At 64.7% G+C, this 15257-nt stretch carries 15 protein-coding genes; 6 read left to right on the top strand and 9 right to left on the bottom strand.

Annotated elements, in window-relative coordinates; genetic code table 11:
• Positions 1–94: 94 nt before the first annotated feature.
• The 7 genes from ACDC66_RS03390 to radA form a co-directional block, all read right to left on the bottom strand.
• Entirely contained in the window at positions 95–832 is a 738-nt protein-coding gene (locus ACDC66_RS03390; RefSeq protein WP_376695270.1) for an S-methyl-5'-thioinosine phosphorylase, read from the bottom strand.
• Complete coding sequence (locus ACDC66_RS03385) at positions 829–1383, bottom strand: phosphoribosyltransferase family protein (RefSeq protein WP_376695269.1); 555 nt, start codon at positions 1381–1383, stop codon at positions 829–831. Before ACDC66_RS03385 ends, ACDC66_RS03390 begins: the two co-directional genes overlap by 4 nt.
• Positions 1376–2695, bottom strand: coding sequence for a mechanosensitive ion channel family protein (locus ACDC66_RS03380; RefSeq protein WP_376695268.1), 1320 nt, complete (start codon positions 2693–2695; stop codon positions 1376–1378). Before ACDC66_RS03380 ends, ACDC66_RS03385 begins: the two co-directional genes overlap by 8 nt.
• An 8-nt stretch (positions 2696–2703) precedes the next feature.
• Entirely contained in the window at positions 2704–3720 is a 1017-nt protein-coding gene (gene nagZ, locus ACDC66_RS03375; RefSeq protein WP_376695267.1) for a beta-N-acetylhexosaminidase, read from the bottom strand.
• A complete protein-coding gene (gene rlmD, locus ACDC66_RS03370) occupies positions 3717–5042 on the bottom strand; it encodes a 23S rRNA (uracil(1939)-C(5))-methyltransferase RlmD (protein WP_376695266.1) in 1326 nt (441 codons plus the stop codon). The genes nagZ and rlmD overlap by 4 nt, the downstream gene beginning before the upstream one ends.
• Positions 5043–5124: 82 nt before the next feature.
• Positions 5125–5706 carry a YdbL family probable chaperone protein gene (locus ACDC66_RS03365; RefSeq protein ID WP_376695265.1) on the bottom strand — a complete coding sequence of 194 codons (582 nt, stop codon included), beginning with the start codon at positions 5704–5706 and terminating at the stop codon, positions 5125–5127.
• A 91-nt stretch (positions 5707–5797) separates the two neighbouring features.
• The gene (gene radA / locus ACDC66_RS03360) at positions 5798–7165 is read right to left on the bottom strand and encodes a DNA repair protein RadA (RefSeq protein ID WP_376695264.1); all 1368 of its coding nucleotides are present in this window, start codon (positions 7163–7165) and stop codon (positions 5798–5800) included.
• A 278-nt stretch (positions 7166–7443) separates the two neighbouring features.
• On the opposite strand from radA, the gene pspF reads away from it, so the two are divergent.
• The 5 genes from pspF to ACDC66_RS03335 all read left to right on the top strand — a co-directional run bounded on the left by pspF (position 7444) and on the right by ACDC66_RS03335 (position 12326).
• On the top strand, positions 7444–8436 hold the full coding sequence (pspF, locus tag ACDC66_RS03355; RefSeq protein WP_376695263.1) for a phage shock protein operon transcriptional activator: 993 nt from the start codon (positions 7444–7446) through the stop codon (positions 8434–8436).
• A gap of 40 nt (positions 8437–8476) precedes the next feature.
• A complete protein-coding gene (locus ACDC66_RS03350; RefSeq protein WP_376695262.1) occupies positions 8477–9259 on the top strand; it encodes an SIR2 family NAD-dependent protein deacylase in 783 nt (260 codons plus the stop codon).
• Positions 9260–9344: 85 nt separating this feature from the next.
• Entirely contained in the window at positions 9345–10391 is a 1047-nt protein-coding gene (gene tdh, locus ACDC66_RS03345) for an L-threonine 3-dehydrogenase (protein ID WP_459117380.1), read from the top strand.
• Positions 10392–10627: 236 nt separating this feature from the next.
• Positions 10628–11821, top strand: coding sequence for a glycine C-acetyltransferase (gene kbl, locus ACDC66_RS03340; RefSeq protein ID WP_376695261.1), 1194 nt, complete (start codon positions 10628–10630; stop codon positions 11819–11821).
• A 22-nt stretch (positions 11822–11843) separates the two neighbouring features.
• On the top strand, positions 11844–12326 hold the full coding sequence (locus ACDC66_RS03335) for an ion channel (protein ID WP_376695260.1): 483 nt from the start codon (positions 11844–11846) through the stop codon (positions 12324–12326).
• A gap of 11 nt (positions 12327–12337) precedes the next feature.
• Here ACDC66_RS03335 and ACDC66_RS03330 read toward each other — a convergent pair whose 3' ends face one another.
• Complete coding sequence (locus tag ACDC66_RS03330) at positions 12338–13135, bottom strand: SDR family NAD(P)-dependent oxidoreductase (protein ID WP_376695259.1); 798 nt, start codon at positions 13133–13135, stop codon at positions 12338–12340.
• Between the two features lie 52 nt (positions 13136–13187).
• Positions 13188–13523 carry a TraR/DksA family transcriptional regulator gene (locus tag ACDC66_RS03325; protein WP_376695258.1) on the bottom strand — a complete coding sequence of 112 codons (336 nt, stop codon included), beginning with the start codon at positions 13521–13523 and terminating at the stop codon, positions 13188–13190.
• A 231-nt stretch (positions 13524–13754) separates the two neighbouring features.
• Here ACDC66_RS03325 and ACDC66_RS03320 point away from each other — a divergent pair, with 231 nt between their 5' ends.
• A complete protein-coding gene (locus tag ACDC66_RS03320) occupies positions 13755–15080 on the top strand; it encodes an MFS transporter (RefSeq protein WP_376695257.1) in 1326 nt (441 codons plus the stop codon).
• Positions 15081–15257 lie beyond the last annotated feature (177 nt).

Raw genomic sequence — 15257 nt, 5'->3', positions numbered from 1 at the left:
TCGCAGGCTGGTTCAGCGATGACTTACAGGATAAGGCGATGCCGGGAAAAACCCAATGATAATCAGGGAGAAACGGATCACAGTTTGGCCGTGATCAGCCGCCATCCTCCAAATCGAGGGCATCGAATAACTTGCGCACACGACCCATTGCAGACGCCAGCACCTCGTGGATGGCTTCTTCTGAAATCGGCTCTTCGTCCAGGCCGGCCGCGGCGTTGGCGACCACGCACAGGCTGGCGTAATCCATACCCGCCTCGCGCGCCAGGGCCGCCTCGGGCATGGCCGTCATGCCCACCAGGCTTGCCCCGTCGCGGCTCATGCGCCGGATCTCGGCAGCCGTTTCCAGGCGGGGGCCCTGCGTGACCGCCATGCAGCCACCGTCGACGCATTCCACACCCGCGCGTGCGGCTGCCGCCAGCAAGGCACTTCGGGCCGGGCCGGCAAATGGCTCGGCAAATTCGATGTGGCGCAATGGACTGATATCGTCGTCGCTGAAGCTGTGCTTTCGGCCCCAAGTATAGTCGATCAGCTGGTCGGGAACGACCAGCGCACCCGGACCGCAACCGGAATCCATACTACCGACGGCGTTGACGGCGATGATCCGATCGACACCAAGGCGATGCAGTGCATCGATATTGGCGCAGTAGTTGACGCGATGCGGCGGCACGCGGTGCGGGCGGCCGTGTCGGGCCAGGAACCATGCCTCCTGTGTCCCGGCGCGCACCCGAGCAAGCGCCGCGGACGGACGACCGTAGGGCGTGTCCACTCGTTTTTCCTCGCGCACCTCGAACAGGTCCAGCGCGCCGGTACCGCCGATGATACCCAGGCTCATGACGGCAACGCCCAGATGCCGTCGAGCTGGCGCCACAGGCCCTGGTAGTCCATACCGCAACCGAACACGTAGCGATCCGGCACCTCCAGGGCATGGTCGTCCACCCAGTCCCGGTCCAGGCCGCGATCGTGCTGCTTGCGCACCAGCACGGCCGTGGTGACTTGGTCAACACCCTGCTCGCGCAGTCGCTGCGTGACCGCAGCCATGGTATGGCCCTCGTCGAAGATATCGTCCACCAGCACGACGTGATCGGCGGGCGAGAGATTCGCCGGCCAGTGTTGCCAGTGAATCTCGCCGCCGCTGGTGGCCTCGCGGTAACGCGTCGCATGGACATAGTCGATACGCAGGGCTTGATCGATGCGGCGACTGAGTTCGACAGCCGGGTACATCCCGCCCTTCATCAGGGCGATAATCGAAAGCACTTCGCCTTCACCGACAAGGCGCGCCACGCGTTCGGCCTGGGCATCGAGGGCGCGCGACACATCCTCCGGTGTGAAAAGACACTCTGCTCCGTCAGGCCAGAATTGATTGGCTTGCGGGGAATCAGGCATTGCCTTCACCACCGTCTCCGCTGTCTCCGCCGACGTCGCCGCCTTTGGGCTCGCGCGTGTCGGTCTTGTCGTCCGTCTTGACGCTGCTGCTGCTCTTCTTGCCCTTGCGTTTCGAGCGCTTTCGCGTCCCGGAAGACGATTTTTTCGAGTCGGCCTCGTCGCTGTCCGCCTCGGCCCCGCCTCGTGCACCGGAAGTAGCCGGGATGGCTTCATGCACTTCGTCGGCCAGCTGCTCGGCCATGTCGATCTTGAGCGTGCGCGTCGGGAAGGCGATCTCGGCGCCGTGCGACTCGATGATCTCGCCGACACCCAGCAGCACATCCTCGCGCACCTCGTGATATTCGGTCCACACCACCGTCTTGGTGAAGCAATAGATCATGATGTCGAGCGAACTCGCGCCGAACCGGTCGAAGTGCACCATCGTCGTCTGGGTGGTGTCGAGCGCCTCGTGATTCATGATGTACTGGCGGATATCGCCGACCACCTTGCGCATCAGACCAAAATCGTCGTAACGCACGCCGATATGCTCGGCGATGCGGCGATGGGTCATGCGCGAGGGATTCTCCAGGGTCACCGTGGTGAAGGTGGCGTTGGGCACGTACATCGGCCGCTTGTCGAACTTGCGGATGCGTGTCACGCGCCAGTCGATGTGCTCGACGGTGCCCTCGATCTCGCGATCGGGCGAGCGCACCCAGTCGCCGACCGAAAACGGCCGGTCCATGAACACCGTAAAGCCGCCGAAGAAGTTCGCCAGCAGGTCGCGTGCGGCCAGGCCCACGGCGATGCCGCCCACGCCGCCGGCGGCCAGCAAACCGGAAATCGGAATCTCGAGAATGCTCAACCCCGTCAGGAGGCCGGTCAACACGAAAGCGATACGCACGATGCGGCCCAGCACCGTCACCGTGGTGAGATCGACGTGCTCGTCGCGCTTGCGCCGCTCTTCGACGAAGGCTTTCTCGAATCCGCTGGTCAACCGGTAGAAGAACCAGGTGGCCGCCACCACCAGTCCGAGCTGCTGGGCGATACCCAACACGGCCGTATCGAAAGTAACCACATCGGTTTTCGGCGCCATGACCCGTGCGGCCATGATCAGGCCCTGCCACCAGATCAGCAGCGAAATCGGCCGCTTGCCGGCATAGACCACCGCGTCGTCCCACATGTGGCCGCTTTTCTCCGACAGCCGCTCGAGGTGATTGACGAAAATGCGGTAGACCAGCTCCAGCAGCAGTGCCGCAAGGATGATGGCGAAGGCCTTGATCACCCAGGCGGGAATACCCGCCAGACCGTCGAGATTGTCGATCAACTCCTGCATGTCTCTCCTCAGCTCAGGGCCCGTAGCGATTCACGCCACGAACGGAATTCGGGCACCAGCAATTGCTCATCCAGGCTGGCCATCGCGCGGCCATAGAGCCGCTCGAGCGTGCCCGGCTCGGGCGCAGTCCATTCATCGGTAGCGACGAGCAGCTCGCGTGCCGAATCGGGGCGACACACCAGCACCGCGTCACAGCCGGCATTCAAGGACCTGGAAACGCGTTCAGCCAGCGAGCTGGCCAGGCCGGCGCCGACCATGTCCAGGTCGTCGGAAATCACCACGCCGCGGAAATCCAGACGCTCCCTCAAGATGTCGATGATCCAGGCGCGCGAGTAGCCAGCGGGCTCGGCGTCACGCGCCGGGTAGCAAACGTGCGCCATCATAACGCTGTCGAGCGCCCCGGCCAATTCGGCGAACGGCGCGAGATCTTCTTCCAGGGCATCGAGGTCGCGACGGTCGACGACCACTTCGTGGTGGGAGTCGGCCTCGACCGAGCCATGCCCGGGAAAGTGCTTGCCGCAGCAGCGCATGCCGGCATCCTTCATGCCGGCGATGTAATGAGCGCCCAGGTCGCCAATGGCCGCCGGCTCCGAAGCCATGCCTCGATCGCCGATCACGCTGCTGCCGCGATCGAGATCCAGCACCGGCGCGAAACTGAGATCCACCCCGTGACCGAGCACCTCGGCGGCCATCACCCGGCCGTGACGATAGGCCAGGTCGCGGGCGCGATCAGGATGCGAGGCATACCAGCGCCCCAGCAGGCCCAGCGGCGGCAGCGGCGTGAAACCCTCGCGAAAGCGCTGCACGCGCCCGCCCTCCTGGTCCACGGCCAGAAGCAGCCGGGGCGAACGCAGGGCGCGAATCTGTTCGGTCAATGCGCGGAGCTGTCCGGGCGATTCGTAGTTGCGCGAGAAAAGAATGACGCCCCCGACGGCCGGATGGCGCAGCGTATCTTTCGTGGCCTCGTCGAGCGCGGTGCCGTCGATACCCACGATCAACGGCCCGAGCGGCATCTCGCTAGTCATGCGCGTTCGAACAGGGCGATGGATTCGACGTGCGCGGTATGCGGAAACATGTCGGCAATGCCGGCGCCGGCAAGCCTGAACCCGTGTTGATTGACAAGCTCCCCGGCATCTCTGGCCAGCGTGCCCGGATTGCAGGAAACATAGACCACGCGCCTGGCACCCGAGCCGGCGATCATCGGCAGAATCTCGAGGGCGCCGCTGCGCGGCGGATCGATCAGCACACCGTCAAAACCCGCCCGGTACCAGGGCCGGGCCGAGACATCCTCGGTCAGGTCGGCGACTTCCAGTTCGATGTTCTCGATGCCGTTGCGGCGGGCGTTGGCGTCGGCCGCCTCGATCAACTCGGCCGCGCCCTCGACGCCCGTGACGTGGCCGGCCCGTGTGGCCAGTGGCAGCGTGAAATTACCCAGGCCGCAGAACAGGTCGAGCACGCGGTCTTCCGGACCGGGATCGAGCAATTCGACGGCCCGGGCGACCAGCGCGCGGTTGATGTCGGCGTTGACCTGGATGAAGTGCTGCGGATGAAAGGCCAGTTCGAGATCGAAGTCTTCGAGCCGATAGCTCAGTTCGTGCTCTTGAGGCCAGAGCCGGTGGACGGTATCGGGTCCCTTGGGTTGCAGGTAGACGGCGATGCCGTTGTCGTCCGACCAGCGCTTGAGTTTCATGACATCGTCGGCGGTGAGTTCGCGCAGGTGGCGAATGACAATGGCGGACTCACGGTCGCCGCTGGCCGTCTCGATCTGCGGCACCGCATCGTCAACCGACATTTCTCCAAGCAGCTCCGAGAGGCTCTGGAGCCGATCGCTGAAGTCCGGGTGCAGCACGCGGCAGTCACCCACATCGGCCACGAAGCGCCCCTGCGGTTCACGAAAGCCCACGAGTACGCGCCCCTTGCCCCTGACCAGGCGCGCGCTCAGCCGGCTACGGCGCCGGTAGTACCAGGGCTCGGCCGAGATCGGCGACCACCACTGATCCGGGCTGACTTCACCGATACGCTCGAGATTGTCGACCAGGCGCTTGTGCTTCCATTCGACCTGCGCGGAATGATCGAGGTGCTGGAGCGCGCAGCCGCCGCAGCGATCGAACCAGGGGCAGTCCGGTTCGACGCGCTCGGGCGAGGCTTCCAGCACTTCCTCGCAAAGCGCCTCGTCGAAACGGCGATTGCGGCCGATGATCCTGGCCGAGACCTTCTCCCCCGGCAACGCCCCGTGCACGAACACGGCCTTTTCCTCATGCCGCCCCACGCCGCGTCCGTCGTGCGAGAGATCGTTGATTTCAACTGTAATCGGTTCGGTCGGCAGGCGACGACGTCTTCTTCCCATGAAAATTCGTTTGCTGGTTGGCTGGTTGGTTTGTTGGCTGGTTAACCAGCGAACCAGCTAACCAGCCAACAAGCGAACTGTCTTACTTCTGCGTCCACTCCCCGTCCGGCGTCTGGTAGTACCAGCCGGATCTCGCGTTGGCGACCCACTGCCGGGCGAAGGTCGTGCGGATGTCGTCCTCCCATTCGGGATGGCCGTTGGCGATGGCGATCTCGCGGTAGACGGCGTTGCGGTCGGAATTTTCTTCGCCGACCACGCGCTCGAGGTTGCGCCGCTCGGACAGGCTCACGGCCGAGCGGTCGCGGATCTCGACCAGGCCGTCACGAGTGAAACCGATGGCGCCACTGTCGAACCACGCGGCCAGGTGCTGGCGCTGGCGCTCGGCCATGCGCTCCTTGATGCCCTGGATCTGCGGGGTATCGATGTCGATATCCGGGCTCTGGGCATGCGCCGTGCCGACCGGCGACAGCGCGTGCAACCAGGAGGTGCGTGCCGCCTGCGGCTCGGTCGACGGCGCCGCGGGCACATCCTCGCCCAGCACGTCGCGTATGAAACGGTCGGCAGCCTTTTCGGCGGCGGCTTCGGGGAAATAGACGTTGATCGTCACGCAGGCCGCCAGCACGAAAACACTGGCAATGGCCGTCAGGGATGTAAAGCGTTGCATGGTGTTTTCTCCTGGCTGGAATCGCTTGGGTGACAGAGTGCCACCGCAAGCCTGAATTCGGTCTGAATAGTGTACGGCAATTCAGACAGCCTCAAATCGCATCCAGGGCCTGGGAAAGCGTCCTGCAGCCCTTCGCGGTGATGCGCGCCTTCACACCCTTGAGATTGGCTTCCGGCACCAGTGCCTGGTCGAAGCCCTGCCCGGCCGCCTCGCGCAGGCGCTCTTCGCCGTTGTAGACGGGCCTCAGCTCCCCGGCAAGGCCCACCTCACCGAAGGCCACCAGACCCTTGGGCAGGGGTTTTTCCCGCAGGGACGACTTCAGGGCCAGGGCGATGGCCAGGTCGCTGGCGGTCTCGGAGATACGCATGCCGCCGGCGACGTTGACGAACACATCCTGGTCGCCGACGACGATGCCGGCATGGCGGTTCATCACCGCCAGCAGCATGGCCAGGCGGTTGGGATCGACACCGACGGCCACGCGCCGCGGGTTGGACAGGTTGGAAGGCGCCACCAGCGCCTGGACTTCCACCATCAGGGGCCGTGTGCCCTCGCGCGTGACCAGCACGCAGCTGCCCGCAGCCGGTTCTTCCTGGCCGGAAAGAAAGATGGCCGAGGGGTTGGCAACCGCCTTGAGCCCCTTGTCGGTCATGGCGAACACGCCCAGTTCATTGGCGGCGCCGAAACGGTTCTTGACCGCCCGGACCAGCCGGTAGCGGCTGCCGGAATCGGATTCGAAGTAGAGTACGGCATCGACCATGTGTTCGAGCACGCGCGGGCCGGCCAGTGCGCCTTCCTTGGTGACGTGCCCGACCAGAACCACCGCGCAGCCGGTCTTCTTGGCGAACTGCACCAGGCGGGCGGCGCACTCGCGCACCTGGGCGACCGCGCCGGGCGCGGACTGCAGGGCTTCGGTCCACAGCGTCTGGATGGAATCGACCACCATGAAGGCCGGCCGGCGCTCGGCCGCCGTGGCGAGGATGATTTCCAGGCTGGTTTCAGTCAGGCAATCCAGGCGCGAGGGGTCGAGTCCGAGCCGGCGTGCGCGCATCGCCACCTGCGCGGCCGACTCCTCGCCGGTCACGTACAGGCTGCCGTGGGTGGCCGCCAGCGCGTCCTGCGCCTGCAGCAGCAGGGTCGACTTGCCGATGCCCGGGTCGCCGCCGAGCAGCACCACCGAACCGGGCACCAGGCCACCGCCAAGCACGCGATCGAGTTCGCTCAGCCCCGAAGGCAGGCGATCGGAAGCCGCCTCGGCACGCACCTCGGCCAGGTTGCTGACGCTCGCCGATGCCGTGCCCGACCAGTTGCCGCGACCCTTCGGCCCCTTCGTGGCCGAGGCCGGCTCGACCACGCCCTCTTCCATGGAATTCCACGCCTGGCAGTCCGGGCACTGCCCGGACCACTTGGGAAAACTCGCGCCGCATTCGCGACAAGTGTAATTCGTCTTCGCCTTGGCCATTGGGGAATTGTAAGGGCTTGTGGCCTTTACAGAGCCGGGATTTATCTTCAAAGACTAAGGGTTCGGGGTTCGGGGCGGCAGCCGGAGGCAGTGCGGGGCGGCATTGCCGCGGGCAGCCGTGCCAAGCCTGAAAAATGTACGCCTCTCGGGTGGCGCAGCAGGATCGCGGCGAAGCCGCCCACCAGTCCGCGAAGATTGCCGCCGGAACCCGGAACCCCTGCCACCCGACCGCTGCCGGTAAGATACGCTCAAGGCACCCAACCCACCCGGCGGATGTCATGAACCCAACTGATCAGCCCGTTATTGGTGAATCCCCCGCCTTCCTCGGCGTGCTCGAGGACGTCTCGCGTGCGGCGGGTCTGAACCGGCCGGTGCTGATCGTGGGCGAGCGCGGCACCGGCAAGGAAGTGATCGCCGAGCGTCTGCATTTTCTCTCCCCCCGCTGGGACGGACCGCTGGTCAAGCTCAACTGCGCGGCCATCAGCGAATCGCTGCTCGAATCGGAACTGTTCGGTCACGAGGCCGGTGCCTTCACCGATGCCTCGCGCCAGCGGGCCGGTCGATTCGAGCGGGCCGACGGCGGCACCCTGTTTCTCGACGAACTGGCCAGCACCTCGCTGGCGGTGCAGGAAAAGATCCTGCGCGTGATCGAGTATGGCCAGTTCGAGCGTCTGGGCTCGACGCGGCCGCTGGAAGTGGATGTCCGTCTCGTCGGCGCCAGCAACGTCGACCTGCCGGAGCTGGCCGAACAGGGCCGGTTCCGCGCCGACCTGCTCGACCGCCTGGCCTTCGACGTCATCACCCTGCCCCCGCTGCGGGAACGCCGCGAGGATATCCTGCCGCTGGCCGAACACTTCGCCATGCGCATGAGCCGGGAGCTGGGACGCGAACTGTTCGCCGGTTTCAGCAGGCCCGTGCTGGAAGCCATGCTCGTCCACCCCTGGCCGGGCAACGTGCGAGAACTCAAGAACGTGGTCGAGCGCGCAGTCTACCGGCTGGGCGATCCCGAACAACCGGTCGAAACGATCGAGTTCGATCCGTTCAACTCGCCCTGGCGACCCAGCCGATCGGCCGACGAACCTGGATCACTGCCCGATCCGGCCCGGGAGCCGATCGATCTTCGCTCCTGGCTCGACGCCCAGGAGAAGCGCCTGACCGAAGCGGCCCTGAGCGCGGTCGCCGGGCACCGGGGCAAGGCCGCAGAAAGGCTGGGACTGAGTTACGACCAGCTTCGCGGCATCCTGCGCAAGCACGGCATCGGCCACAAATAAACCCCCGTACAACAATTCTCACGGGAGCAACGGAGCGACCATGGCACGCACGACCTGCACCGACGCAAAGAGCATCCCCCGCGAGCTCCTGGACTGCCTTTCGCGGGCCCGATCCGTTGCCGTGCTCACCGGCGCCGGCGTTTCCGCCGAGTCCGGCATACCGACATTCCGCGAGGCCCATACCGGGTTGTGGGCCCGATACGACCCCATGGAGCTGGCTTCGCCCGAGGCCTTCGAGCGCGATCCGACCACCGTCTGGGACTGGTACCAGTGGCGCCGCGAACTCATCGCCCGCTCGCGCCCCAACCCCGGCCACGAGGCGCTGGCCCAGCTCCAGCGCCATGTCCCGAAGCTGGTGACGGTCACGCAGAACGTCGATGGTTTCCATGCCCTGGCCGGCTCCACCGACGTGCTGGAGTTGCACGGCAACATCCAGCGCAACATCTGCTCGCGCAGCAAACGGCCGATCGACGCCGACTGGATCGAGCAACACCATGACTGCAAGCCACCGCCCTCGCCGCATCACCCGGAAGGCTTCGCCCGCCCCGACGTGGTCTGGTTCGGCGAGGCGCTCGACAGCGAAATCCTCGACGCGGCTTTCTCGGCCGCCGAAAGCTGCGATGTCATGATCACCGCCGGGACGAGCGGCGCCGTGCAGCCGGCTGCGAGCCTGCCGGTGACCGCCGCCCGTGCCGGCGCGAAGCTTGTCGACATCAACCCCGAGCCGAACGAACTGACCGCGCTGGCCGACTGGCACCTCGCGGGTCCGTCGGCGACCTGGCTGCCCGCGCTGGTCGATTCACTGGCAAACGCTCGTAAATGAACTCACGGGCACCCTCGGCGATGAGGAACCTCTGATCAGAGGTTCCCCTTATAATGGGCGACTTTATTTCAAGCGGAGTTAGCCCATGACGAGCACCATGCGCGCCCTGGTCAAGCCCGATGCCGCTCCCGGCCTGGAACTGCGCGAGGTTCCCGTTCCGACGCCGGGGCCGAACGAGGTCCTGATCGAACTGGAGAAGACCTCCATCTGCGGCACCGACCTGCACATCTACCAGTGGGACGAATGGTCGCAACGCACCATCCGCCCGCCGCTGGTCCTGGGCCATGAATTCGTCGGGCGAATCAAGGAACTCGGAGCGAGCGTGTCGGGCTACGAGGAAGGCCAGCGCGTCTCGGCCGAAGGCCACGTCGTCTGCGGCGTGTGCCGGAACTGTCGCGCCGGCAAGCCGCACCTCTGCCCCAACACCGAGGGCATCGGCGTCAACCGCGACGGCGGATTCGCCGAGTACGTGGTTGTGCCCGTCACCAACCTGTGGCCGATCCCCGACGAGATTCCGTCCGAACTGGCCGCCTTCTTCGACCCCTTCGGCAATGCCGCGCACTGCGCGCTGCAGTTCGACCTGGTGGGCGAAGACGTGCTGATCACCGGTGCCGGCCCGATCGGCATCATCGCCGCGGGCATCGCCAAACACGTCGGCGCGCGCCACATCGTCGTCAGCGACGTCAACGACTATCGCCTGCAGCTCGCCCGCGACATGGGCGCGACGCGCACGGTCAACGTCAAGAACGAGAACCTGCTCGACATCCGCGAAGAACTCAACATCGACGGCTTCGACGTCGCCATGGAAATGTCGGGCAACCCGCACGCCTTCCGCGACCTGCTCAGCCTGATGTACAACGGCGGCAAGGTTGCCCTGCTCGGCCTGCTGCCCAAGGATGCCGGCGTCAACTGGGACCAGGTCATCTTCAAGGGCCTGGAAGTACACGGCATCTACGGCCGGCGCATGTACGAGACCTGGTACAAGATGACGCAGATGGTGCTCACCGGCTTCCCGCTGCACAAGGTGCTCACCCACCAGATCCCGATCGACGACTTCGAAAAGGGCTTCGAACTGATGGCCTCCGGCCAGTGCGGCAAGGTCGTCTGCGACTGGACCGGCAAAATCGAGTAACTTCGGAGATTCGTCAAAAGAAATATTGTCCACAGATGAACACAGATAAACACAGATGAAAAACAAAAATGGCTCGAGCGTCTGGCGAGAGATAGGGCATTGTCTGGCGCTTGCAGGCCAAAACAGCCAATGAACCTTCTTTTTTTCTTTTCTTCTATTTTCTATTTTCTTTTTGGAATTTATCTGTGTTTATCTGTGTTCATCTGTGGACATATTAGGTTTTAAGGAATCAGGCAATGAGCGATAAAGCGACTCTTCAGAGACTGCAGGACGAACTTGCGCAGATCGAGGCCGACGGGCTGTACAAGCGCGAGCGGCAGATCACCACGCCGCAGCGTGTCGAGATCGAGACGCTCGAGGGCGGCAAGGTACTCAACTTCTGCGCCAACAACTACCTCGGCCTGGCCGATAATCCCGAGGTCATCGCCGCGGCCAAGGAAGCGCTGGATGATCACGGCTTCGGCGTTGCCTCGGTACGCTTCATCTGCGGCACGCAGGACCTGCACAAGCAGCTGGAAAAGACCCTGGCCGAATACTTCGGCAAGGACGACGCCATCCTCTATGCCGCCTGCTTCGACGCCAATGGCGGCCTGTTCGAGCCACTGCTGGGGCCGGAGGACGCGATCATCTCCGACCAGCTCAACCACGCCTCGATCATCGACGGCGTGCGCCTGTGCAAGGCCGAGCGTCACCGCTATCCCAATTCGGACATGGACGCGCTCGAGGACATCCTGAAACAGACGCAGGACAAGCGCACGCGCCTGATCGCCACCGACGGCGTGTTCTCCATGGACGGCTATGTCGCCAAGCTCGACGAGATCACCGCCCTGGCCGAGAAATACAACGCCCTGGTGATGGTCGACGACTGCCACGCCACCGGCTTCTTCGGCCCCACCGGCCGCGGTTCAGCCGAGCATCACGGCGTGATGGACAAGGTCGATATCTTCACCTCGACCCTCGGCAAGGCCCTGGGCGGCGGCATGGGCGGCTTCACCGTGGCCAGCCAGCCGGTCATCGACATGCTGCGCCAGCGCTCGCGGCCCTACCTGTTCTCGAACTCCCTGGCGCCCCACCTGGTGGCCGCCAGCCTGCGCGTCTTCGAGATGCTGACCGAGTCGAGCGAGCTGCGCGACCGCGTCGCCGAGAACACGCGCTTTTTCCGCCAGGCCATGACCGACGCCGGCTTCGAACTGCTGCCGGGCGAGCACCCGATCGTGCCGGTCATGCTGCACGACGCCCCGCTCGCGCAGAAGATGGCCGATGAGCTCCTGAAAGAAGGCATCTACGTCATCGGCTTCTTCTACCCGGTCGTCCCCAAGGGCCAGGCGCGCATTCGCACGCAGATCTCGGCGGCGCACACCCGCGAGCATCTCGAGCAGGCCGTCGAAGCCTTCACACGGGTCGGCAAACGTCTGGGCGTTATCGACTAGGCGGCATGAGCGCATAGATGGCATGAGTGAAATCGGCAGCGCGGAATGGACCGTTGTGCTGACGACCGCGCTGGCGGTCATGCTGGCGATCACGCTGCACTTCGAAGTTATCGCGGCGCTCAACCGCTGGGGAGCCGGTAAACGTCTCAGCAGCCGGGGCGGCAGGCACCATCACCACCGCCCGACGCTGCTGCTGGTGATGTTCGCCTTGCTGCTGGCCCACATCGCCGAAATCTGGCTGTTCGGCCTGGCCTACTGGGGCCTGCTGTCCTTTTCGGAACTCGGCGCCATCGAAGGCTACGCCTCGCTGAACTTTCTCGACTGCGTCTACTTCTCGGCAACCACCTACACCACGGTCGGCTGGGGCGACCTGTTCGCCACCGGACCGGTCCGCTTCCTCGCCGGCACCGAGGCGCTGGTGGGCTTCATGCTGATCACCTGGTCGGCTTCGTTCGTCTACCTGATCATGGCCCGCACCTGGGGCGAGGACGACAGCGGGCTGTAGCCAAAGCGCAATCAGCGCTTGCGCTGCATGGCCTTGCGAACGCTGCGCATGATCATTCTGTAGTACAGGTTGGGAAACCACCGCTTCAGTCGCCACAACCAGCGCGTATTTCCATGGGTCAGCAGCAGGAAACGCGGCTTCTCCACGGCGCGGAAAACCGTTTCTGCAACGTCCTCCACGGTAACGCCCGACTTGTCCATCCAGCGCTCCACGCGCTTGTGGTACCCGCTGTCCGGCGCGCGCATGGTCTCGGTCAGGCGGGTACGCACGAAGGCCGGACAGAGCGCGGAAACTTGCACGCCGGCCGGCGCCAGCTCGGTGCGCAACATCTCGGACATCGCGATTACCCCGGCCTTGGCCGTGCCGTATGCGTTGATCTGCGGGGCACCGGCCAGACCCGCAAACGAGGCGACGTTGATGATGTGACCGCTTCCGCGCTCGCGCATGACCGGGGCAAAGGCCTTGCAACCGGCCACCACGCCCATCAGGTCGATATCCATCACCCACTGCCAGTCTTCCAGCGGCGTTTCCTCCAGCGAGCCGCCGACCGCAACCCCGGCGTTGTTGATGAGCACATCGGGCGCACCCACTTCCTGCCGTGCGCGCTCCCAGTCTTCCCAGCGAGTGACGTCCATGGCAATGGCCGAGGCACGCTCGCCCAGTTCCGCGCACAGGACCTGCGCCCCCTCGTCGTCGCGGTCGGCAATCACGACTTGCCACCCCGCCGCGTAAAAGCGCCGCGCCATGGCCGCGCCGAGGCCCGAGGCGGCGCCCGTGATCAGGGCGGTTCGTTCTCGTTTGGAATTCATGGTTAGTGTTGTCTCCGAAATCGGGTGATAGGCGGGCGCAAATGTTTGCCTTTCAGAGGCCCTCGGCCTCGCTCGCGCAGTCCAGGCAAAGTGTCGCCCCGGGATCGGCGCGCAATCGCGCCTCGGCGATCGGCTCGCCGCACTCCAGGCACTCGCCAAACTCGCCGCGATCGAGACGAGCCAGGGCCGCCTTCAGTCGTTGGAGCTCATGCCCCCGACGCCGCTCTGCCGCCTGGGCCATGGCCTGCCCTTGCAGCGCGTCCATCCGGCTGAGTCGGCCCTGCCGCGTCTGGTCCAGTTCCACCGTGGCTGTCGCTTCCTTGCTGGACTCGGCTCGGCCTTCGAGTTCGGCAATGCGCTGGCGGAGGAGCTTATCGAAATCGTACATATAGGGAATCATAAACCAAGAACCACGGAGGACACGGAATACACGGCAAAACCAGTAAACGTGGCCTGGAACGAGTCTACGGTTACTCGAAAGCGATTTGCTGAACATCCCTGCTCATCATTTGGTTTTCAATCATTCCGTGCTTTCCGTGTCTTCCGTGGCTCCAGTTATTACGCCCCTGATTAAGATTTCAATCCGTTAAGCTTGGCAAGCTCCTCAAGGAATCGACCGATGGTTTCCCGAAAACGCGCGCCAGCCAGAGAGATCTTCGGCTGGGCCATGTTCGACTTCGCCAACCAGGCCTATACGCTGCTGATCATCACGGTGGTCTTCGGCGACCTGTTCACGCGCGTGATCGTCGGCGACGGGCCCGACTACCGCCTGGGCAACCTGTTGTGGAGTATCGCGCTGGCCGTCTCCTACGCCCTGGTGGTCATTGCCAACCCGATCTGCGGCGCGATCATGGACCACGGCCGGCGGCGCAAGGCCTTCCTGTTCGCAAGCTACGCCCTGACCGTGGTCGCAACCGCCCTGCTCTGGTTCGTCGAGCCGGGCTGGATTACCACGGCCATGATCCTGGTGATCATCTCCAACTTCGCCTACGCCATCGGCGAAGGCTTCATCGCCAGCTTCCTGCCCGGGTTGGGGCCGCGAAAGGACATCGGGTGGATCTCGGGACTCGGCTGGTCGCTCGGCTACATCGGCGGGCTCGTGTCGACGGCCTTCGCCCTGCTCTTTCTCGGTGAGGTCAGCCTGGCCAACTACGACAGCGTCCGCTGGGTCGGGCCCTTCGCAGCCGTTTTCTTCCTGGTGACGGCCATTCCGACCTTCCTTTGGGTGCGCGACCGCGGCCGGCGACGACAACTCGCACCCGGTGATTCCGCCGTCAAAGCCGGCTTCCGGCGACTGGCCAGCACCTTCACCCAGGCGACGCATTTCCCCGACTTGCGCTGGCTGCTGCTGTCGATCTTCTTCAAGATGGCCGGCATATACATTGTCATCAGCTTCGCGTTCATCTACGGCGCCCAGGTCATCGGCTGGGACGAGTCGATCCGCATCGCCATGTTCGTCACCGTCCAGGTCACCGCCGCACTCGGTGCAGTCACATTCGGCATTCTGCAGCATCGCCTGGGCGCTCGCTTCACCTACCTGTTGACGCTCTTCCTCTGGCTGGCGGCCATTGCCGCCATCTGGCAGACGCCGACGGTGGCCGCCCTGGCCCGGGACTGGTTTGACCTGAACTGGCAGGCCCAACACGTGTTCCTGTTCGCCGGCCTGCTGGCCGGACTGAGCCTGGGCTCGTCCCAGTCGGCCGGGCGTGCCCTGGTCGGCATGCTCACACCACGCGGCAAGGCCGCGGAATTTTTCGGCTTCTGGGGCACCGCCGGCAAACTCGCCGCCATCTTCGGCATCCTGGGCCTGGGCCTCCTCCAGGCCTGGCTCGGCCTGGCTACCGCCATCGTCTTCTGCCTGGTCTTGTTTGCCGCGGCGATCGCCTGCGCCTGGCCAATCGACGAAGCCCGCGGGCATCGGGCTGCGGATAGCTTCAGGGTGTGAAGTGTTAAGTGTGAAGTGTGAAGAACGTGAGGCCTCATCCTGTCGTCCCGGCCTTGAGCCGGGACCTCGCACTTGTCCGGATGGCAATGGCCTAGCCCGTGCCGATTTGCTGCGTGCGAGGTCCCGGCTCTCCGCTTCGCTGCGGCCGGGACGACAGAATCGTAGCTCTTACTCCTC

The organism is Wenzhouxiangella psychrophila, from assembly GCF_042310375.1.
GTDB lineage: Bacteria > Pseudomonadota > Gammaproteobacteria > Xanthomonadales > Wenzhouxiangellaceae > Wenzhouxiangella.
The sequence above is the reverse complement of the archived record's forward strand: the minus strand, read 5'-3'. Positions and strand labels throughout refer to the sequence as shown.